This is a genomic window from Paucibacter sp. KCTC 42545 (assembly GCF_001477625.1).
Lineage (GTDB): Bacteria > Pseudomonadota > Gammaproteobacteria > Burkholderiales > Burkholderiaceae_C > Paucibacter_A.
Window position 1 is genome coordinate 4,998,887 of record NZ_CP013692.1, and the last position, 18,760, is coordinate 5,017,646.

19 protein-coding genes and 1 pseudogene are annotated in these 18,760 nt (G+C 65.3%); 14 read left to right on the forward strand and 6 right to left on the reverse strand.

Annotated elements, in window-relative coordinates; translation table 11 throughout:
• Positions 1–30: 30 nt before the first annotated feature.
• Entirely contained in the window at positions 31–654 is a 624-nt protein-coding gene (locus AT984_RS21385; RefSeq protein WP_058721830.1) for a response regulator, read from the reverse strand.
• A 199-nt stretch (positions 655–853) separates the two neighbouring features.
• On the opposite strand from AT984_RS21385, the gene AT984_RS21390 reads away from it, so the two are divergent.
• From AT984_RS21390 to AT984_RS21410, 5 genes are all read left to right on the forward strand, one after another.
• On the forward strand, positions 854–1,798 hold the full coding sequence (locus AT984_RS21390) for a Na/Pi cotransporter family protein (RefSeq protein WP_058721831.1): 945 nt from the start codon (positions 854–856) through the stop codon (positions 1,796–1,798).
• 139 nt (positions 1,799–1,937) lie between these two features.
• Positions 1,938–2,843: an EamA family transporter gene (locus AT984_RS21395; protein ID WP_197418348.1), complete on the forward strand. Its 906-nt coding sequence runs from the start codon at positions 1,938–1,940 to the stop codon at positions 2,841–2,843.
• Positions 2,840–3,583 (forward strand): hypothetical protein, encoded by a 744-nt coding sequence (locus tag AT984_RS21400; RefSeq protein ID WP_156422168.1) that lies wholly within the window; start codon positions 2,840–2,842, stop codon positions 3,581–3,583. Before AT984_RS21395 ends, AT984_RS21400 begins: the two co-directional genes overlap by 4 nt.
• 86 nt (positions 3,584–3,669) lie before the next feature.
• Positions 3,670–4,962, forward strand: coding sequence for a glycoside hydrolase family 18 protein (locus AT984_RS21405; RefSeq protein WP_082680250.1), 1,293 nt, complete (start codon positions 3,670–3,672; stop codon positions 4,960–4,962).
• A 136-nt stretch (positions 4,963–5,098) separates the two neighbouring features.
• Entirely contained in the window at positions 5,099–6,337 is a 1,239-nt protein-coding gene (locus AT984_RS21410) for a carbohydrate porin (protein ID WP_058721835.1), read from the forward strand.
• Positions 6,338–6,363: 26 nt separating this feature from the next.
• On the opposite strand, the gene AT984_RS21415 is transcribed toward AT984_RS21410, so the two are convergent.
• Positions 6,364–7,347: a cation diffusion facilitator family transporter gene (locus tag AT984_RS21415; protein ID WP_082680252.1), complete on the reverse strand. Its 984-nt coding sequence runs from the start codon at positions 7,345–7,347 to the stop codon at positions 6,364–6,366.
• A gap of 175 nt (positions 7,348–7,522) precedes the next feature.
• Here AT984_RS21415 and AT984_RS21420 point away from each other — a divergent pair, with 175 nt between their 5' ends.
• The 8 genes and pseudogenes from AT984_RS21420 (at position 7,523) to AT984_RS21450 (ending at position 14,217) form a co-directional block, all read left to right on the forward strand.
• Positions 7,523–7,921 (forward strand): DUF1924 domain-containing protein, encoded by a 399-nt coding sequence (locus AT984_RS21420; protein WP_058721836.1) that lies wholly within the window; start codon positions 7,523–7,525, stop codon positions 7,919–7,921.
• 13 nt (positions 7,922–7,934) lie between these two features.
• Entirely contained in the window at positions 7,935–8,429 is a 495-nt protein-coding gene (locus AT984_RS21425) for a diheme cytochrome c (protein WP_058721837.1), read from the forward strand.
• Positions 8,401–9,147 carry a cytochrome b/b6 domain-containing protein gene (locus tag AT984_RS21430; RefSeq protein ID WP_231741485.1) on the forward strand — a complete coding sequence of 249 codons (747 nt, stop codon included), beginning with the start codon at positions 8,401–8,403 and terminating at the stop codon, positions 9,145–9,147. The genes AT984_RS21425 and AT984_RS21430 overlap by 29 nt, the downstream gene beginning before the upstream one ends.
• A 255-nt stretch (positions 9,148–9,402) precedes the next feature.
• Positions 9,403–10,071: a winged helix-turn-helix domain-containing protein gene (locus AT984_RS21435; protein WP_058721838.1), complete on the forward strand. Its 669-nt coding sequence runs from the start codon at positions 9,403–9,405 to the stop codon at positions 10,069–10,071.
• Positions 10,071–11,480, forward strand: a pseudogene (locus AT984_RS21440) (ATP-binding protein). Before AT984_RS21435 ends, AT984_RS21440 begins: the two are co-directional and overlap by 1 nt.
• A gap of 46 nt (positions 11,481–11,526) precedes the next feature.
• Positions 11,527–11,916, forward strand: a complete 390-nt coding sequence (locus AT984_RS21445) for a methylglyoxal synthase (RefSeq protein WP_058721839.1) — start codon at positions 11,527–11,529, stop codon at positions 11,914–11,916.
• Between the two features lie 317 nt (positions 11,917–12,233).
• Positions 12,234–12,401: a hypothetical protein gene (locus AT984_RS23330; protein ID WP_197418200.1), complete on the forward strand. Its 168-nt coding sequence runs from the start codon at positions 12,234–12,236 to the stop codon at positions 12,399–12,401.
• A gap of 139 nt (positions 12,402–12,540) precedes the next feature.
• Complete coding sequence (locus tag AT984_RS21450) at positions 12,541–14,217, forward strand: NAD(P)/FAD-dependent oxidoreductase (protein WP_058721840.1); 1,677 nt, start codon at positions 12,541–12,543, stop codon at positions 14,215–14,217.
• A 98-nt stretch (positions 14,218–14,315) separates the two neighbouring features.
• On the opposite strand, the gene AT984_RS21455 is transcribed toward AT984_RS21450, so the two are convergent.
• Both AT984_RS21455 and AT984_RS21460 read right to left on the reverse strand, forming a co-directional pair.
• The gene (locus AT984_RS21455; protein ID WP_058721841.1) at positions 14,316–16,400 is read right to left on the reverse strand and encodes a sensor histidine kinase; all 2,085 of its coding nucleotides are present in this window, start codon (positions 16,398–16,400) and stop codon (positions 14,316–14,318) included.
• Positions 16,401–16,509: 109 nt separating this feature from the next.
• Positions 16,510–16,770 carry a hypothetical protein gene (locus AT984_RS21460; RefSeq protein WP_058721842.1) on the reverse strand — a complete coding sequence of 87 codons (261 nt, stop codon included), beginning with the start codon at positions 16,768–16,770 and terminating at the stop codon, positions 16,510–16,512.
• Positions 16,771–16,829: 59 nt separating this feature from the next.
• Between AT984_RS21460 and AT984_RS21465 the strand changes: the two genes are divergently transcribed.
• On the forward strand, positions 16,830–17,108 hold the full coding sequence (locus tag AT984_RS21465) for a DUF427 domain-containing protein (RefSeq protein WP_058721843.1): 279 nt from the start codon (positions 16,830–16,832) through the stop codon (positions 17,106–17,108).
• Between the two features lie 37 nt (positions 17,109–17,145).
• Here AT984_RS21465 and AT984_RS21470 read toward each other — a convergent pair whose 3' ends face one another.
• Both AT984_RS21470 and mltA read right to left on the reverse strand, forming a co-directional pair.
• Positions 17,146–17,331 (reverse strand): hypothetical protein, encoded by a 186-nt coding sequence (locus AT984_RS21470; protein ID WP_156422169.1) that lies wholly within the window; start codon positions 17,329–17,331, stop codon positions 17,146–17,148.
• A gap of 137 nt (positions 17,332–17,468) precedes the next feature.
• Entirely contained in the window at positions 17,469–18,659 is a 1,191-nt protein-coding gene (gene mltA, locus AT984_RS21475; protein WP_231741486.1) for a murein transglycosylase A, read from the reverse strand.
• Positions 18,660–18,760 lie beyond the last annotated feature (101 nt).

Here is an 18,760-nt window from a genome sequence, read left to right on the forward strand (position 1 = left end):
GTTTGAAACAGCGCTTGAGCGCTGACCCGCTTACAGGCGCTGGAGCTTGGTGGCCGGGATCAAGGCCGGGCTACCCTTGAGTTGCACCAATAACTCACCCTGGCTGACCACCACGCAGCTCACCGTATCGGTCATGCTGCCATGTTTGACCTTGTCGCCGGCTTTCAGGCTGGGGATGACGGGCATGGCAATGGGCAAGCGCAGCGGCGCGCTCGGGTTGGTGGCGCGCATGACGCTGCTCAGGCGCTGATGCAGCTCTGGCCGCTCTTTGGCCAAGGCCGCCAGGGCTTGGGTCATGGTGGCCTTGAGTTCGGCGGCGGTGAAGGGCTTGCGCAACAAAAAGCGTGAACCCGCGGCGTGCGCCTGCTGCTCTTGTTCGGGCCCGACTTCGAAGCTCAAGAGTGCTAAGCGGCAGCCGGGGTTTTCGAGCTTGAGGCGTTGATGCAGACCGATGCCGGTCATGTCGCTTTTCGGGAACCAGTCGGTGATCAAAAAGTCGGGCCTGAATGTCAGCCCCAGTGCCAGCGCGGCTTCGGGTTCACTGGCGCAGCGAATGCTGTCCGGCGCCATGCCAAAGCCTTCGAGCAATTGGCGGGCGAAGGTTTGCACGCCGGTCAAACCATCGACAACAAGGAAACGAAGATCGGCACTCATGGATGGGCGGGGGGCCAGAGAGGGGACGCAGCAAAAGCGGAGGCTGCATGGTAGCGGTTTGCCACGCGGCTTGCCGCCAGCTGCGCCGCAAAGCTGGCCCTAGCGTGATTGGTTTGCGCAAAGCTGAGGTTCTGTCAGCCTTGGGGCAGCTGAACTGACGCAGCGGTACGCGCAAGCCCCCGCCCTTTAGACTTTGCGCATGAGCAGCTTTCACTCACTCGTCGCACTTGTTGCCGCCATCGTCTTGTTCATCTACGGCCTGCAGGGCTTCAGCAGCGAGTTGCAACTCGTGGGAGGGAAGTCCTTGCGGGTCTGGCTGGCGCGAATTACCCAAAGCCGGTGGAAAGGCTTTGCCGTCGGCGCGCTGGCCACAGCGGCGGTGCAGTCCAGCAGTGCCATCACGGCCTTGACCGCGGCCTTGGTGGATGCCTCCGCACTCTCCTTCCGGGCCAGCCTGGGTGTCTTGCTGGGCTCGAATGTCGGCACTACGGCAACGGCTTGGCTGGTCTCGCTCAAGCTCACCGGCATAGGCCCGGCATTTATTGTCCTGGGCGCGCTCTTTACGGCCCTGCCCAAGCGCTTCAGCATGGCGGGCAAGTCGGTGTTCTATTTCGGCCTGATCTTCTTTGCGCTGGATCTCATCTCCTCGGAGTTGAAGCCGCTGCAGCAAGAGCCGCTGTTCATTGAGTGGCTGGCGCTGGCGCAAACGCCGTGGTTGGGGCTGGTGACGGGCGTGGTTTTCACCGCCTTGGTGCAGTCAAGCAGCGTGACCAGCGGCGTGGCGATTTTGTTGGCGCAGCAAGGCGTGTTGCCTGCGGAAGCGGCCATCCCTATCGTGGTGGGAGCCAATGTGGGCTCGACCTCAACGGCCTTGTTGGCCAGCGTGGGCATGAGCGCGACGGCGCGCGCCACAGCCATCGCGAATGGCTTATTCAATGCCGTCGGGGCGCTGGCTTTTTTCCCTTTTCTGACGCCCTTTTCTCAGCTCATGGTCACGCTGGCTGGGGACCCGGGTTTGGTCGTCGCTTTGGCGCATCTGGTCTTCAATTTGACGGTCAGCCTGGCTTTTTTGCTGTCGCTGGACTGGGTCGAGCCGCAGTTGCGGCGCCTCTTGTTCAAAGGATCTGCAGGTCACGCCGTCTGAACCCATGCATGCCTTGGGTTTGGCGCCAGGCAGCAGCCCGGCGCGTGCTCCGCTCTGGCCTTGACCCGCTGAGCCCCGCAAACTTTCGGCTCGCCTTGCTTCTGCCCTGAGAATGGTCTGCATGAGCCCGAGTACCAGCCTGCCCTTCAAGCACTTCCTCCTTGCCTTGGCCGTGGTGGCCATCTGGGGTAGCAACTTCGTGGTAATTCGCCTGGGGCTCAACACCCTGCCGCCGCTGCTGTTCGCCACCCTGCGCTTTGCCTTTGCGGTGCTGCCAGCGATATTCTTTTTGAAGAAGCCGGACCTGCCCTGGCGCTTGTTGGCCAGCTATGGCCTGCTGATCGGCGTGGGTCAGTTCGGCTTGCTGTTTCTGGCGATGCGCGGCCCGAATGCCGCGATCTCACCCGGCCTGGCTTCGCTGGTGATCCAGACCCAGGTCTTCTTCACTCTGATGCTGGCGATGCGGGTGACGCGCGAGATGGTCAAGCCCTATCAATGGCTGGCACTGCTGATGGCGGCGGCCGGCATTGGCGTGATCGCCAGCCACACCGACGGCAGCGCCACGCCCCTGGGGCTGCTGATGATCTTGTTGGCGGCCTTTTCCTGGGCCTGCGCCAATATGGTGGGCAAGCGCGCCGGGCGTGTGAATATGCTGGCCTTTATGGTCTGGACCAGCGTGTTCGCCGTGCCACCTTTGTTGGTACTTTCGTTGATGATTGAAGGCCCGGCGCTGATGGCCCAAGGCTTGGCTCACGCCGATGCCCTGACCTGGGCCGCCGTGCTGTGGCAGGCTGTTGGCAACACTTTATTCGGCTACGGTGTCTGGGGCTGGTTGCTGGCGCGGCACGCCCCGGCCACCATCGTGCCCATGGCCTTGCTGGTGCCGATTTTTGGCATGAGCACGGCGGCCTGGGTGCTGGGTGAAAGCCTGCCGGGCTGGAAGCTGCTGGCGGCCGGCTTGGTGCTGGGCGGCTTGGCGCTGAACTTGTTATGGCCGCTGCGGCCCTGGCGTGCGGCGGTGCAGCTGGAAGGAGCGAGCAAATGAGAACGTCGGTCTTGGTAAAGGCATCGCTAGCGCTGCTGGCCTGGACGGCGCTGGCCGCCACGGCGGCCGAGCCGCGCAATAAGAATTTGTGGGTCGAGATGCGCTGGGTCGAGAGCAGCGTCAGTGGCGCCGCCCTGGCCGGCGTGCGCGATGGCGCGGTGGTGGTGGGCACCGCGGGCTCGGTGTCACCGCGCGGGCAAATCGTGATGAGCACGCAGCGCCGTGACGAGGCTGCGCAGCAGGTTCAGCGCGTGTTGGTGCTCAACGGTGGCACGGCGAGTGTGCAGCTGAGCGAACATACGCCGGTGCAGTGGCTGGATTACGGTGTGCAGCTGGAGGCAGGGACGGTGGGCGGGCGGCCGGCGCCTGATGGCAATGGTGCGCCCAATGGTTCGGTCGGAGGCGCCAAGGTCCTGGCCTTGCCGCGCACCGGCTGGGTTGAGCGCAGCAGTGGCTTCACCGTCAACCCGCAGTGGCCCGGCGGGCAGCAGCCGGTGCGGGTTACGCTGACCGCCTTGTCGGGCGGCCCCAGCGCGGGCGGGAGCTCAGCGGGCGATGTGCCGGGCCAAGGCCGCCAGGCCCAGTTTCAAAGCACGGTCATGGTGCCGCTGGGCGAATGGCTGACCGTGGCGCGCAGCGGCGCCGAACTGCAGCGCGCTGAGCGCGGCGTGACCAGCAGCCGTGACGCCGAAACGCGCAGCCTGCGGGAGTTGCAGATCCGGGTCGAGCTGGCGCCTTGACTTGTTCGCTAAGTGGTATCTGATTGGCATCTTCGTGAGCGCAAAACTGTTAGGCTAGCGGCAACCTTAGCTGCCCCTTACGCGCCATGTCGCTCCGTCCTCAGTTTTTCGTTTCCCTGAGCCTTGCTGCCGCCGCTGCCTTGTTGGCCATGCCGGCAAGTCATGCCGCCCCAGCCGCCAGTCCGCCCGCCTACCCTTTGTTCAGCGGCAAGCCCCTGGCCGTGGAACGCACCAGTGCCAAGGTGGTGGGCGTTTACACGCCGATGTGGGATTCGGTGAACCATGTCGAGCGCCTGAACGGCGACAGCGTCACTCACTTGCTCTACGCCTTTTTGCGCGTCTGCGGCCCCGGCCAATTGCCCAAGGACGCGGCGCGCTGCGCGGGCAAGCGGGACTTTGAGCTGACCACCGGCCCGGTGGAAAAAACCTTTGACGCCGCCTTCAGCCGCCTCAAAGCGCGCGCCCCGCATGTGAAAGTGCTGGCCTCGGTGGGCGGCTGGGGCGGGTCCGGCCCGATTTTTCATCTGGCGGGGGACGCGCAAAAGCGCGCCGTCTTCATTGCCTCGGGCGTGCAGTTTCTGCGCGATCACCCTGGCTTTGACGGCCTGGACATCGACTGGGAGCACCCCGGCAATAACGGTGCCGCCAACGGCGTTCAGCTCGGCAGCCCGCAAGACGGCAAACATTACGCGGAACTGCTGTTGGAGTTGCGCCAAGCGGTGGACGCGCTGACGGCCGAGACCGGCCGGCCCTATCTGGTCAGCATTGCCCTGAACACCACCCAGCCCATCGTCAGCCTGATCGACTTCAAGCGTGCCAGCCCCGCGCTGGATCTGGTCTTCATGATGACCTATGACCATTACGGTGCCTGGTCCGCTGGCGTTGGCAATCACAGCAGCCTGCGCAGCAGTTCGCCCGAGGCGGACGATAGCCTGGAGCGCGCCGTGCGCAATCTGGCGCAAGCCGGGCTGCCCGCTGCCAAGATGGTGGCCGGTGTGGCCATGTATGGCCGTGGCTTCAGCGGCGCCGCGGGGCCGCAGACCGGCGCGGCCAAGGCCGCAGGCTTCCCCGGCGCCGACGGCTCGCTGGGCTACCGCAGCATCGCCGGCCGCTACCTGGATGCCAAGGGCCAGGGCCTGCACGGCTGGCAGGCAAGGCTTGACCCCACCACCCAGGCTTGGAACCTGTTCCACCCCAAGCACAAGCTCTTCATCGGCTATGACGACCCGCGCGCCGTCATCGCCAAGGGCCAATACGCCGTCAAGGCCGGCCTGGCCGGTGTGTTTGCCTGGGAGCTGAGTCAGGACAATGGCGACCTGCTGAATGCGATGAACTTCGGCGTGGGCAATTTGCTCTTGCCGCAGCAGAAGCAGCCCTGAGGCGGCGGGCCTGCGCGGCCCATGCAGCGATCTGGCCGAGAAAAGCGGCCGAACTGAACTTGGATAACTTGTATAACTTGTATAACTTGGATGAGGGTTTCCAAGTAGCTACAGTGCGCGCATGAGTTTTTCAAAAATGTTTATTGCGCCCCGCTCCACCGCATTGATGCTGACGCTGGCCTCCGCATGGGGCCTGGTCCAAGCCGCCGCGCACGAGCTGGAGGCGGAACCCGCTGCTGCTGCCGCTGCGCCCAAGGCCTGGCAATGGGCGGGCATCTACAAGGCGGACGCCTTGCATGCCAACACCGGCTCTCTCAATAGCTGGGTGGGCAATCTGAACTTGCGGGCCGATGCCGATGCCGGCCAGCTCTTCGGCTGGGCCGGCACCAGCTTCCATATCGAAGCCTTGCTCAACCACGGCGGCAAGCCCAATCAGCTGATCGCCAGCACCCAGGGCGTGAGCAATCTGGAGGTGGCGGAAGGGGCTGCGCGGCTGTACGCCACCTGGCTTGAGCATGAATTCGCAGATTCAGGCACGCGGGTCTTGTTTGGCTTGTATGACCTGAACTCCGAGTTTTACGCCACCGAGGCCTCGGCGCTGCTGATCAATCCCTCCTTCGGCATCGGCATTGATGCCTCGCAGACCGGCCGTAACGGCCCCTCGATTTTTCCGAATCTGGGCCTGGCGCTTAGGCTGCGCCAGGCGCTGGGGGCCAGTCACTATGTGCAGGCCGCGCTGATCGACGGCGTGCCGGGTGATCCTGCGCACCCGGGGCGCACCGTGGTCAAGCTCAGCCGTGAGGATGGCGCCCTGGGCGTGCTGGAGTTTGGCTACCAGGAGCGCGGTGAAGACGGCAGCAACGGCCCCGGCCATTGGGCCGTGGGGGCGTGGCAGTACAGCGCGCAGAGCCCGTCGCGGGCGCCCGGCAACAATGGCACGGCGCGCAATCACGGCATCTACGCCCTGGCGCAAGGCCTCATGCATCAGGGCCAAGGCAGCACTCGCAGCATCGGCTTTGTGCGCAGCGGCCTGGCGCATAGCAAGGTGAATGCGGTGGACTGGGCGCTGGATACCGGCCTGCTGATCGAGCACCCGCTGGCCTCTGTTCCCGCGCTGGCGAACCTGGCGCCGCAGGCCTTCACCGCTGGTCTGGCTTATGCCCATTACGCCAAGGCCTGGCGCGATGCGCAGCTGGCCACAGGCACGCCGGTCAGCAGCCATGAACTGGCGCTGGAAATCGGTGCTCGCTGGCAGCCCCTGCCGACGCTGGCGGTGCAGCCCTTGCTGCAGCGCCTGTGGCATCCGGGTGGCCGGCGCGAGGCTAGCAGCACCTTGATTGGCGCGCGTTTGGAGTGGAGCTTCGGCGCGCCCTGAGCCGCCTTGGCTGCCGGCTTGCAGCCTTAGCTGCGGCCTGGCCCGTGATCCAGATCGGGCTTGCGCCAGGGATCCAGATGGGTCATCAAATCGAGCACGCGGTGGCGTTGCAGCACGCGCTGGCGGGCCAGCACCGCAATATCGTGGCCGGCCTCGACGGTGATCAGCGCATCCACCTCCAAATGCGCGTCCACCACGATCAAATCGCCCATCTTGCGGGTGCGTAGATCGTGCACGTTATGCACGCCGGGGGTTTCTTCCAGGGTTTTGCGGATGGCGGCCACTTCCTCTTCGTCAATGGCGCGGTCCATCAAGTCGTTCAGCGCGTCCCAGCCGAAGCTCCAGCCCATCTTGCCGACCATAAAGCCCACGATCAGCGCCGCAATCGGGTCCAGCAGCGGGTAGCCGGCCAGATTGCCGATGATGCCCACGCCCACCACCAGCGATGAAGCGGCGTCCGAGCGGGCATGCCAGGCATTGGCCACCAGCATGCTGGATTTGACCCGCGTGGCTACCGCCAGCATGTAGCGGAACAAGCTTTCCTTGGCCACCAGGGCGATGCCCGCCACCCAAAGAGCCGTGCCATGCACGACCGGAATGCTGTCGGGGTCCTGCAGCTTGTGCGCCGCCGACCACAGCATGCCCACGCCCACCGCCAGCAGGATCAAGCCCAGCACTAAGGAGGCGGCGGTCTCGAAACGGTGGTGGCCGTAGGGGTGGTCCTCATCGGCATCTTTGCGGCTGTGGTGGCCGGCGAACAGCACCACAAAGTCCGATACCAGATCCGACAGCGAATGGATGCCGTCCGCCACCAAGGCCTGTGACTTGGCCATGATGCCCACCACGATCTGCACGCTGGTCAGCACCACGTTCACCACCACGCTGACCCAGGTGCTGCGCGAAGCGGCGCGCACCTTTTCTTGCGGGCTGAGGGCGGGCAGGCCGTCCTCGCCCAACTCGGTGCTTTCGTGGTCGCTGGTGTGGGGCTTGAATTCTGAATGAGGGGGCATGGTGGGGCAGCAGGGCAGAGCGAGGCAGGCGGACATTCTCGGCGACTGAGCTTAAGGCTTTCTGAGTGCATCCGCGCTGACATGCCGCAAGCCGGCTCTTAAGAAAGCCCTAAGCCCAGCCGGGCAGCATGACAGGCATCGATAACAAGCTGGTGAAAAGGAAAGAGAGCCTGCGATGTCCTACTTTCTGAAACGAGTCTCCGCGACCTTGATGCTGACCCTGCTGGCTGCTGCAGCCCAGGCTGACACGCCCGAGCAGATGTTGGCCGCCTACAGCGCCCAAGCTGGCGTGCCGGCCAGCCCGCAGCGTGGGCAGCAATTCTTCAATCGCAACCATGGGCAGAGCTGGCAATGCGCGTCCTGCCACGGTGTGCTGCCCACCCAAGTTGGCCAGCATGCGGCCACGGCGAAGCCGATCCAGCCCCTGGCGCCGGCCTTCAATCCGGCCCGCTTCAGCGATAGCGCCAAGGTAGAGAAATGGTTTGGCCGCAACTGCAAAGACGTGCTGGCCCGCGCCTGCACGCCTGGCGAGAAGGCCGATGTGCTGAGTTGGTTGCTGACGCTCAAACCTTGAATAGGAGCTGGTCATGAGTGCAAACAAATTCCACCGAGCCCGCGCCATCCTTGCCGGCCTCTTGCTGGGCGGCCTCGCCGTCGGGCCGGTGAGTGCCGATGGCGATCGCTCACGCGCTGCCGGCGCGCCCTTGCTGCCGCTGTACAAGCAGGAGTGCGCGGCCTGCCACATGGCTTATCCGCCGCAGTTCCTGCAGGCCGCGTCCTGGCAGCGTTTGATGCAAGGCCTGCCGCAGCATTTCGGCAGTGATGCCTCGCTGGATCCGGCGACGGTCAAGGCCTTGTCCACCTGGCTGACGGCCAACGCGGGCACTGGCAAGCGGGCGGCTGAAAACCCGCCACAAGACCGCATCACCCGCAGCGCCTGGTTTGTGCGCAAGCACGACGAGGTCTCGGCCGCCAGCTGGAAGCTGCCCGCCGTCAAGAGCGCCGCCAACTGCGCGGCCTGCCATACCCAAGCCGACTCCAAAGGAAATTTCAATGAACACGATGTCCGCATCCCCCGCTAAGCCGGCTGATTCGGCTGACGCAGCTGGGTCGCACGCGTCTGCCAGCCACACCCCTGGTGCGTCAAGCCAGCTGATCTGGGATCTGCCGCAGCGCTTGGTGCACTGGTTGATGGTGCTGAGCTTCTCCGGCGCCTACCTCACCGCCGAAACCGAGCGCTGGCGCTTGGTGCATGTGAGCTTGGGCTATACCTTGGCCGGCTTGGTGATCTTTCGCTTGGTGTGGGGCCTGCTGGGCAGCCGCCATGCGCGTTTTGCCAACTTCGTGCGTGGGCCAGCCGCGGTGCTGACCTATCTGCGCGGGCTGTTGCAGGGGAGGCCGCAGCACTTTGCGGGGCACAACCCGGCCGGCGCGCTGGCGATTGTGGCCATGCTGGGCCTGGCCCTGGGCCTGACCGCCAGCGGCTATGCCACTTACACCGACTTGGGCGGCGAATGGCTGGAGGAGACACATGAGCTGCTGGCCAACGGCCTGCTGGCCGTCATCGGCCTACATGTGCTGGGCGTGCTGGTGTCGAGCTGGCTGCACCGCGAGAACCTGCCGCGCGCCATGATCACAGGCCGCAAGCTGGCCGGACCCGAGCAAGGCATTCGCCGCAGCTGGGCGCCGCTGGCGGCCCTGATCTTGGTGGCGGTGCTGGGCTTCTGGGCTTGGCAGTGGCAGCAGGCGCCTGTGGTGTCAGCGGCAACGGCGCAGCAGCATCATGACGATGATGAATGAACCTAGATTCGGCAGTTGACCGCTTGTTCTGACCTGGAAAGCTCTATGCCTAGAACCTTTGCCCTGCTTGATTGCGTTCAGCCATTGAGTGACAGCGCTACGCGCCCGCCTGGCTCGCAATGCAGCACGCGGACGGCGTTGCTTCTCCTTGTGGGCAAGAGCCCACTTCGTCGGCGCGCCTTGTCCTCGCACCGCCTTGCGATCCTTTCGGGCGCGTCCAACTGCCGAATCTAGGTTGAGCGGCAATAATTCCTCATGCGAATACTGCTTGCAGAAGACGACCCGCTCTTGGGCGATGGCTTGCGGGCCGGCCTGCGCCAGCTCGGCTTTCAGGTCGATTGGGTGCGCGATGGCCTGGCGGCCGAGCGCGAGGCGCGCGCCCAGAGCTATGCCGCAGCGGTGCTGGACCTGGGCCTGCCCAAGCTTGATGGCATGGATGTGCTCGCCGCCTGGCGCCGCGCCGGCCTGACCCTGCCGGTGCTGGTGCTGACCGCCCGTGACGCCTTGTCCGAGCGCATCCGCGGGCTCGACGCGGGCGCCGACGATTACGTCATCAAGCCGGTCGATCTGCATGAGTTGGCCGCCCGCCTGCGTGCCCTGGTGCGGCGGGCCCACGGCCAGGCGCAAGAATGCCTGGTGGCGCAAGACCTGCAGCTGGACCCTGCCGCGCGCAGCGTGCGGCAAGCCGGCGTGGAGGTGGCTTTGTCCACCCGCGAGTTCGATCTGTTGCAAGCGCTGATGCTCAATGCCGACCGGGTGCTGTCGCGCGAGCAGTTGGAGCAACAGCTCTACAGCTGGGGCAGCGAGGTGGACAGCAATGCCGTCGAGGTGCATGTGCATCATCTGCGCCGCAAGCTCGGTGCCGGCCTGATCCAGACCGTGCGCGGCGTGGGCTATTTGCTCACCGCCAAGGCGGCGCCGTGATGACAAGGAGGCACCGGCCGACCAAGCGCGCGCCGTCCCTGCAAGGCCGTTTGCTCGCCTTTGTGTTGAGCCTGGTCTGCCTGCTGTGGGCGGCCACAGCGGCGCTGACTTGGTGGGATGCCCGGCATGAGCTGACCGAGCTGCTGGACGGCCATCTGGCCCAGGCCGCTGCCTTGCTGGTGGTACAGCAGGCCGCGCATGAATTCGCTGAGGATGCGCATGAGGTGGACGCGCCCAGCCTGCACCGCTAAGCCCCCAAGGTTTTGTTTCAGGTCTTTCACGAAGGGCATCTGGCGTTGCGCTCGGCCAATGCGCCAGCGCAAGCCATGCTGGATTTGGAACAAGTGCGCGTGGGCGGCTTCAGAACGGTAAAGCGGGACGGCGAGTCCTGGCGCTTCTTCGTCGCCCGCGGGCAAGAGCGCGATGTGCTGGTGCTGGTGGGTGAGCGCATGGACTCGCGCGACGCCATCTTGATGGCGGTGCTGCGTAGCACGCTCTGGCCCATGCTGCTGGCCCTGCCTTTGCTGGCTGCCGGCCTGTGGTGGGGGGTGTGGCGCGGCTTTGCGCCGCTGCGGCGCATTCAGGCCGATCTGGCTGCCCGGCCCGCCGGTGATCTGCGCGCACTCGATCTGGCCGCCGCGCCGCGCGAGACCCAGGGCATGCTGCAGGCCCTGAACGATCTATTCGCCCGCATTGCCGCGCTGATGCAGGCCGAGCGCCGCTTCACGGCCGACGCGGCGCATGAGCTGCGCACCCCCATCGCCGCCATCCGCGCCCAGGCGCAAGTGGCCCTGGCGGAGCCTGATGCCCAACTGCGTCAGCACGCCCTGCATGCCACGCTGGCGGGCTGTGACCGGGCCGGGCGCTTGGTGGATCAGTTGTTGACGCTGTCGCGCTTGGAGGCTGGCGAGATGCCGGCCATGCAGGCGCTCAATCTGGCCGATGTGCTGCGCGGCCAGGTGGCCGAATTGGCGGTGCAGGCGGTGCAAAAAGGCCAGCAGCTGGAAGTAGCGGCTGAGCCGGCGGTCTGGGTGGCGGGCAACCCGAGCTTGTTGGCGGCGCTGTTGCGCAATCTGCTGGACAACGCCATCCGCTACAGCCCGACTGCCGCGCAAATCCGCCTCAGCTTGAGCGCGAACGGGTCGGCAGGCGTCTTGCTGCAGGTAGAAGACAGCGGCCCCGGCCTCAGCCCGGCCGACGCGGCCCGCCTGGGCGAGCGTTTCTTCCGCGTGCTGGGGCATGAGCAGCCGGGCAGCGGCCTGGGCTGGTCGATTGCCCAGCGCATCGTGGCGGCACATGGTGGGCGCATCAGTGCCGGCGCTTCGGCGGAGCTGGGCGGGCTGGCGGTGCGGGTGGAACTGCCTAGCGCTGCAGCGCCCGTGAGTGCGGCCCCTTCCGCCGCAACTTGACGCTGGTTTGTAACTCGCCTCGCCCTAGCTGCCCTAGGATTTGGGCATGAACATCGCCCTGATCGCCCACGACGGCAAGAAGAACCAGATGGTCGCCCTGGCGGCCGAATTCAAGACTTTTTTGCAGAGCTGCCATTTGCTGGCCACCGGCACTACCGGCGGGCGCCTGCAGCGCGAATGCGGCTTGCAGGTGGAATGCCTGCTCAGCGGCCCCTTGGGTGGCGATCTGCAAATCGGCGCCCGCCTGGCGGCCGGCGAGGTGGATGTGGTGATCTTTCTGCGCGACCCCATGACCCCGCAGCCCCACGAGCCCGACATCAACGCCCTGGTGCGCGCCTGCGATGTGCACAACATCCCCTGCGCCACCAACCCGGCAGGCGCACGGCTCTTGCTCTCAAAACTGGGGTCAGAGTCGATTAACTTGCCGGCTCAATAAATCGACTCTGACCCCAGTATTTGGGCTTGGGGGCGTGGCCGTGGCGCGGCGCCCACAATCGGGCGCGCGGTGGCTCAATTTGCAGGGTTTCGGGCCGCGTCAGCGTCAGAAAAAGCGCTTGGGCCCAGAACACCGTAAAATGCGCGGTTCATTCCAACTCAGTCGCGCCGGGTTTGGCTTTGTTTTCGGGTTTTACGCCCTGGCTTCATTTTTCGAATTGAGCCGGGCGGCAGAGTCTGAATCGGGGCTGCGGCAGCGGGTTGGTGATCTTTTGCAATACCTTTTCTTGCATCCAATCCCTTGTACCGGAGCCATTCATGGGCAACAAAATCATTACCGAAGCCGCTAGCCGCGCCACTCCCCGTCCCGTCGCTCCTAAGGGCGTGACCTTCACTGCCCCCAAGGGCCAGAAGTGCAGCCTGGAGCGTGGTTCGCACACCCGCAGCAAGAAGAACCCCGGCAAGCGTTGCAGCAACGGCGGTTAATTCAGCCTCGGCATTTGGCCGAACTTGCTGGATTTGCTGAAAACATCAGGCCCTTCCTTTTGGCAGGGCCTTTTGTTTTTTCGACCCTGAGTCTGTGAAGATTCCGGTCAAACTTTGATTCACTGAAACACCCTTCACCATGCTTCGCATCACCGAACTCCGCCTGCCGCTTGACCATGCCGAGGACGCGCTGCGCCCCGCTGTTGTGCAAGCCCTGGGCCTGGCGAGCGATGCGCAGCTCTTGAACTTCACCGTCTTCAAGCGCAGCTATGACGCGCGCAAGCGCTCGGCCATTCTGCTGATCTACACGGTCGACTGTGAGCTGGCCGCCGGGCTTGAGTCCGAAGTGCTGGCGCGTCATGCCGCCAACCCGCACATCAAGCCTTCGCCCGACACCAGCTACAAATTTGTCGGCCACGCGCCGGCGGATTTCTACGCCGCCGAGTCCCGGCCGCGCCCGGTGGTGATCGGCTTTGGCCCCTGCGGCATCTTTGCCGCCTTGATCCTGGCCCAAATGGGCTTGCGCCCCATCGTGCTGGAGCGCGGCAAGCAAGTGCGTGAGCGCACCAAGGACACCTGGGGCCTGTGGCGCCAGAGCGAGCTCAACCCGGAGTCGAATGTGCAATTCGGCGAAGGGGGCGCGGGCACCTTCTCGGACGGCAAGCTGTGGAGCCAGATCTCCGACCCACGCCACCTCACCCGCAAAGTGCTGACCGAATTCGTCAAGGCCGGCGCGCCGGAAGAGATTCTGTACGTCAGCAAGCCGCACATCGGCACCTTCCGCCTGGTGTCCATGGTGATCAAGATGCGCGCCGACATCGAGGCCCTGGGCGGCGAGATCCGCTTCGAGCAAAAGGTCACCGACGTCTTGATCGAAGACGGCCCCAAGGGCAAACATATTCGCGGTGTGAGCTTGGCCAGCGGCGAGCAGATCCGCACCGATCACGTCGTGCTGGCGCTGGGCCACAGCGCCCGCGACACCTTCACCATGCTGCACGAGCGCGGCGTGTTCATGGAGGCCAAGCCTTTCTCGATCGGCTACCGTATCGAGCATCCGCAAAGCCTGATCGACAAGGCCCGTTTCGGCCCCAATGCCGGCAACGAGATTTTGGGCGCGGCCGATTACAAGCTGGTGCACCACGCCAAAAACGGTCGCTCGGTCTACAGCTTTTGCATGTGCCCCGGTGGCACGGTGGTGGCGGCCACGTCCGAGCCCGAGCGTGTGGTCACCAACGGCATGAGCCAGTATTCGCGCAATGAGCGCAATGCCAATGCCGGCATCGTCGTCGGCATCAGCCCGCAAGACTATCGGCAAGACGGCAAGACCGACGGCCCGGTGAGCCCGCTCGACGGCATGGCCTTCCAGCGCATCTGGGAAAGCCGCGCCTACGAGCTGGGTGAGGGCGGCTACAAAGCCCCCGGCGCGCTGGTGGGCGACTTCATCAAACGCCAGCGCAGCCGCGTGCTGGGCAATGTGGAGCCGTCTTACAAGCCCGGCATCACGCTGACCGATTTGCAGCAAAAAGGCCGCGGCAGCTTGCCGGAGTACTGCCTGGACGCGATCCGCGAGGCCTTGCCCGCGTTTGAGCGCCAGATCCGCGGCTTCTCCATGCCCGATGCGGTGCTGACCGGGGTGGAAACACGCACCTCCTCACCGCTGCGCATCACCCGTGGGCGCGACTACCAAAGCCTCAACGTCAAGGGCTTGTACCCCGCCGGTGAAGGTGCGGGTTATGCCGGCGGCATCATGTCCGCGGGGGTCGATGGCATCGAGGTGGCCGAGGCTCTGGCCAGCGCGATGCTGGCAGCGGGCTGATCGGCGCTGGTCAGCCTAAGTAAGCGCCAATCAGCAAGTGGCCGCAGCTTTCTCGGCCCTCTTGCCTGATCGCAACCAGCAGGCTTGATCGCTGGGATCTAGCTTTGCTGCAAGGGCAGTAGCAAGACAATCTTGCAGCCCTGACCCGGCGCGCTGTCGATCTTGACTTGGCCGCCCATCAGGTCGCAAACCAAGCTGTTGACGTAGCTCAGGCCCAGGCCGGTGCCGCTCTGCCCCAGCTGGGTGGTGAAAAAAGGCTCCAGCACATGGGGCAGGTGTTCGGCGGCAATGCCGCGGCCGTCGTCCTGCCAGCTCAGTTGCAAATGCGCGGGCTTGGCGTGGGCCAAGCCAATTTGAATCAGGCCTGTTTGGCCTGGCGTGAAGCCGTGCAGCAAGCTGTTTTCAAATAATTGCTGCAGGGCTTCGTCCAATGCGCGCGGGTAGCCCTGGAGGCGCCAGGCCGCGGGCGCTGGCTCGAGCTGAATCCGCACGCCGCTGTCGGCCAGCTTCGCCTGCCAGCTTTCCAGGCAAGTGCGCAGCAGCTGCACGACATCAAAGTCCACGCGAGCTTCGTCATGCTGGCTGATGGCCAAGGCCTTGAAGCGCTGCACCAGGGTGGCGGCGCGCTCGAGTGCGCGGTCGATCACGGCGCTGCCGCTTTGCAACGTGGCCAGGCTGCTTTGCAATTCACTGCGGCGCATCTGATTGGTCTGCAGGTCGGCCAGCAAATGGGTGCAGCTGGCTTGCATGGTGCTGGCCGCCATGCGGGCATTGCCGAGCGGTGTGTTCATCTCGTGGGCCACGCCCACCACCATGCGCGACAAGGCCAGTTGCTGTTCCTGGCGCATCAGCGCTTGCATGGCGGTTTCCAGCTCGCGGCTGCGCAGGCGCACCTGGTCTTCCAGTTCATCGTGGGCGGCTTGCAGCTCGGCTTCGGCGGCACGGCGGGTGCGGGCTTCGGCCTGCAGTTCCGCCAAGGCCTGTTGCAACTGGGCATTGCGCTGGGCCAGCGAACCTTCCAGCAAGATGCCTTGTTCGGCCAGCTGCGCATTGCGTTGCTGCAGCTTGGGCCGCTCCATCACATCGTCCACCGTGTCGGCCAGGGTCTTGGACAGCTTGCGCCGCAACTCCACCTGCAGATGCAGCAACTCCTGGCTGGCGGCCAGGGCCTGCTCGAAGCGGCCTTGCTGACGCCCCAGGCGCACGATGGTGGCCAGTGCGGCTTCGCAAATATGTTGATGCACGCCTTCTTGCCCGCGCAGCGAGTCGGCCAGATCCAGCAAGTCCGCCCATCCTGCGTCGGCTGACTCGCTTTGGCAGGCCAGCATGGCGGCGCACAGGCGCCGCCAACCGCGCCAGACCGTGCTGATGCCCAGAGGCGCCAGCGTCTCCTCGCAGACCAAATCGAACTGCGTCAAATGTTGCTGGGCCGCTACTGACTGGCCCAGAGTGGCGTTGACCACGGCCAGATTCAAATGCGAGATGGTGGCGCGCGTGGTCATGCCGGCCGCGCGGGCAACTTGCAAGGATTGCTGATGCATGTCCAAGCAGGCGGCCCAATGCGGCCCCGCCTCGGATTCAGGCAGATTGCTGGCGAGGAAGAAATGGGCCGAAGCCGTGCTGTTCAAGACGGCGCAGATGGCGCTGGGTTGCAGCAAGTCGCGCCTGGCCAGCAGCGCGGCGCTGCGTGTGATCACTTCGGCGTAAAGCTCGGCATCCACCAGGGCCGCGCACAAGGCACAGCCCAGTGCGGCGGCTTGGTGGCCGCGGCCAGCGCGGGTCAGCAGGTCCATCGCCATGGCGGCGCTGTGCAGGGCGGAGTGATGCAGACGCAGGCGGAACTGCACGATCTGCAGCGACTCCCAGGCCCAGGCCTGCGCCAGCACCGAGCCCATGGCCTTGGCCAGCTCCAGCCGCACCGAGCCTTCTTGCAACTGCTGGCTCAAGCTCTTGCCTGAGCGATTGGTGCTGGGATATTCGCGCAGCAATTCCGCGAGCAAGGTTTGCTCGGGGCTCAGCTCGGCCTTGGACAGGGCTTGCAGCGCGGCGTGCAGGGCGTCGCCATCCAGGTTGTCGCAGAGCTGCTTGCAGGCGTCCAGCCGCGACGCGATGTCGTCAGGGGCCGCCACCGCCGTAGTCGCCGGCTGGGGCTGAACTGCTTGCGATGAATGGGCCTCGCTCATGCTGGCACGAGTTGAGTCGCAAAATGTGAATAGCACCATTCTGCGCCAAAGCCGGCCGGTCTGCTGCTGAGCAGACCGTTGAAACGTCGGTGAAATCCCGAAAGCTTCGTTAGCGCGATTCGCCGGGTTCAGCCGCGGCGATCATCATGTCGATCAGCTCTTTGACGAATTCCAGGGCTTCTTCGGGCGTGGCGAAGTAGTACTCCTGCCCCAGGTCCGCCACATCGCCCTCCGGGCCGATGTGCACCACCGACCAGCCCTCCGCGCCGCCGCCTATGGCGCAGACGCCGAAGCTGCCCGGCGCCAGCTCTTTGGCTGAGCCGGCGGTGATGAAAATGTCTTTGTCTTGGTGGGAGTAATAGCGTTTCACCTCGCCATTGTCGGTGCTGGCTATAGTCCCCCACGATCAGTCAGCAAAGAGGGCGTGAAATGAAAGCAGTTTGGAACGGTGTGGTGATCGCCGAGAGCGACAAAACGGTGCTGGTGGAAGGCAACCACTACTTCCCGCCCGAGTCGCTCAAGCGCGAATACACCAGCTTCAGCAACCACCGCACCGGTTGCGCGTGGAAGGGCCAGGCGCATTACCTGAGCTTGTTCGTCAACGGCGAGATGAATCCGGACGCGGTCTGGTTCTACCCGGAGCCCACCGAGGCGGCGGCGGAAATCAAGGGCCATTACGCCTTTTGGAAAGGCGTGCAGGTGCTGTGATTGCAGCCCTGTGGCGCTAGGTGCTGCAGGCTAGGCCTCAGCGCGGCGGTGGCGACTGGCCTTGCGAGCTGGCGCTGCTCAGCGTTGTCAGCACGATGCCCTGGCCTTCGGCGCTGAGGAAGAGGTCTTGAATCAAGACACCGGCAAAGATCGCCAGCACCGCCACCAAGAGCGCCATATGCAGGCCGCCTTCAGAAAACACATGAAGTTTTGCGCTGGACATGATGAACTCCTTGCCTGTCATTTGCGGTGATTTGCTGGGGGTCGAAACCCCGCGTCCCACCGCTCAACTCTAGGCCGCAGCGCGCGGTTTATCCAGCCGCAATTGCCGCGCACTCCATAGTGCTGGCGAGTGCCGATTCAGCGGCTGGTGCCAGTGCCGTCGTCCGGCCACAGCGCCCACAGCCGCAGCGGTTGCTTCATGCGCCCGGCCTGGGTTTCGGCCTCGCGGCCCCAGCCCCAGAAGTAGTCGGCCCGCACCGCGCCGACGATGGCGCTGCCGGTGTCCTGCGCCATGGCCAGGCGGCGCAGGGGCTGGCTGCTCAGGGGCTCGCTGGCATCCAGCCATACGGGCGTGCCATAGGGCACGCTGTTGCGGTCCACCGCGATGGAGCGGCCCGGTGTCAGCGGCACACCCTGGGCGCCGCGCGGGCCCAGGTTCAGGTCGGGCAGGGCTTCTTCGCGGAAGAAGACGTAGCGGGGGTTGGTCCACAGCAGCTCGTTGCTGCGCTGCGGATTGCGGCGCAGCCAGTCGCGGATTTGCGGCCAGGAGGCCTCGCCGGGGCGCAATTCGCCGCGCTCGATTAAGGTCTTGCCGATCGATTGGTAGGGGTGGTCGTTATGCCCCGCAAAAGCCAGGCGCACCCATTGCTGGCTGCCGTCCAGGCTGGAAAAACGCACGCGGCCGGAGCCTTGGATTTGCAGCACCAGCAGGTCCAGCGGGTCATCCAGATAAGCCAGTTCGCGCTCGCGCAAACGGGCTTTCACGGCCGGCTCGGACTCGATTTGCTGGCGGGTGAAATAGGGGCGGCGCTGCTGCAGATCCGCCGGCGCACCGAGCACCGGCACCTTGAAGGCACCTTGCGGCCGCCGCGTGGCTTCCAGCTGCGGTTCGAAATAACCGGTCAGCAGGCCTTGGGTTTCGCCCTCCAGGCTTTCCACCCGGTAGGGGCGGAGATGTTGCATCAGCCACAGGCTGGCGCTGGTGTCGTCTGTGGGGGGCGGCTCCATGCGGGCGCGGGCGCAAACCGCCGCCCAGCCCGGCGCCGGGCGGGCGCAGCTTTGCAGCAAGGCGGGCCATAGCTCGGTAGCGCGATCTTGGCCCCAGCCGGGCAGCTCGCTCCAGTCGGCGGCCACCCAGCGCGAGCGCTCGCGCAGCAAGACCTGGCGCTGGCGCGGCGCTTGTTCTTCCAGCGCCGGCGTGGCGGCGGGCGGGGGTGTGCTTGGCTTGACCGGTGGGGCAGGCGGCGCAGCGCAAGCCACCAGCAGCCCTAGAATCGCCAGCGCCGCCAGGCTGCCCCGCAGCCGGCCAACCCGGGACGGAGAAGACATGGCTGTGATCTTGCTGGAGGCTTTGCTGGCCTTGGCGCTATTGGTGTTCATCGTGTGGTGGACCATGTTCTCCGGCCGCAAAGGGGGCGAGCGCCGGGGCG

Bases quoted from the DNA above. Each gene is read 5' to 3' on its own strand.
- AT984_RS21420 (WP_058721836.1), top strand. From the start codon at position 7,523: ATGTCCTACTTTCTGAAACGAGTCTCCGCGACCTTGATGCTGACCCTG.
- AT984_RS21445 (WP_058721839.1), top strand. From the start codon at position 11,527: ATGAACATCGCCCTGATCGCCCACGACGGCAAGAAGAACCAGATGGTC.
- AT984_RS21400 (WP_156422168.1), top strand. From the start codon at position 2,840: ATGAGAACGTCGGTCTTGGTAAAGGCATCGCTAGCGCTGCTGGCCTGG.
- AT984_RS21405 (WP_082680250.1), top strand. From the start codon at position 3,670: ATGTCGCTCCGTCCTCAGTTTTTCGTTTCCCTGAGCCTTGCTGCCGCC.
- AT984_RS21390 (WP_058721831.1), top strand. From the start codon at position 854: ATGAGCAGCTTTCACTCACTCGTCGCACTTGTTGCCGCCATCGTCTTG.
- AT984_RS21385 (WP_058721830.1), bottom strand. From the start codon at position 654: ATGAGTGCCGATCTTCGTTTCCTTGTTGTCGATGGTTTGACCGGCGTG.
- AT984_RS21425 (WP_058721837.1), top strand. From the start codon at position 7,935: ATGAGTGCAAACAAATTCCACCGAGCCCGCGCCATCCTTGCCGGCCTC.
- AT984_RS21465 (WP_058721843.1), top strand. From the start codon at position 16,830: ATGAAAGCAGTTTGGAACGGTGTGGTGATCGCCGAGAGCGACAAAACG.
- mltA (WP_231741486.1), bottom strand. From the start codon at position 18,659: ATGTCTTCTCCGTCCCGGGTTGGCCGGCTGCGGGGCAGCCTGGCGGCG.
- AT984_RS23330 (WP_197418200.1), top strand. From the start codon at position 12,234: ATGGGCAACAAAATCATTACCGAAGCCGCTAGCCGCGCCACTCCCCGT.
- AT984_RS21435 (WP_058721838.1), top strand. From the start codon at position 9,403: ATGCGAATACTGCTTGCAGAAGACGACCCGCTCTTGGGCGATGGCTTG.
- AT984_RS21470 (WP_156422169.1), bottom strand. From the start codon at position 17,331: ATGTCCAGCGCAAAACTTCATGTGTTTTCTGAAGGCGGCCTGCATATG.
- AT984_RS21430 (WP_231741485.1), top strand. From the start codon at position 8,401: ATGAACACGATGTCCGCATCCCCCGCTAAGCCGGCTGATTCGGCTGAC.
- AT984_RS21450 (WP_058721840.1), top strand. From the start codon at position 12,541: ATGCTTCGCATCACCGAACTCCGCCTGCCGCTTGACCATGCCGAGGAC.
- AT984_RS21415 (WP_082680252.1), bottom strand. From the start codon at position 7,347: ATGCCCCCTCATTCAGAATTCAAGCCCCACACCAGCGACCACGAAAGC.
- AT984_RS21410 (WP_058721835.1), top strand. From the start codon at position 5,099: ATGTTTATTGCGCCCCGCTCCACCGCATTGATGCTGACGCTGGCCTCC.
- AT984_RS21455 (WP_058721841.1), bottom strand. From the start codon at position 16,400: ATGAGCGAGGCCCATTCATCGCAAGCAGTTCAGCCCCAGCCGGCGACT.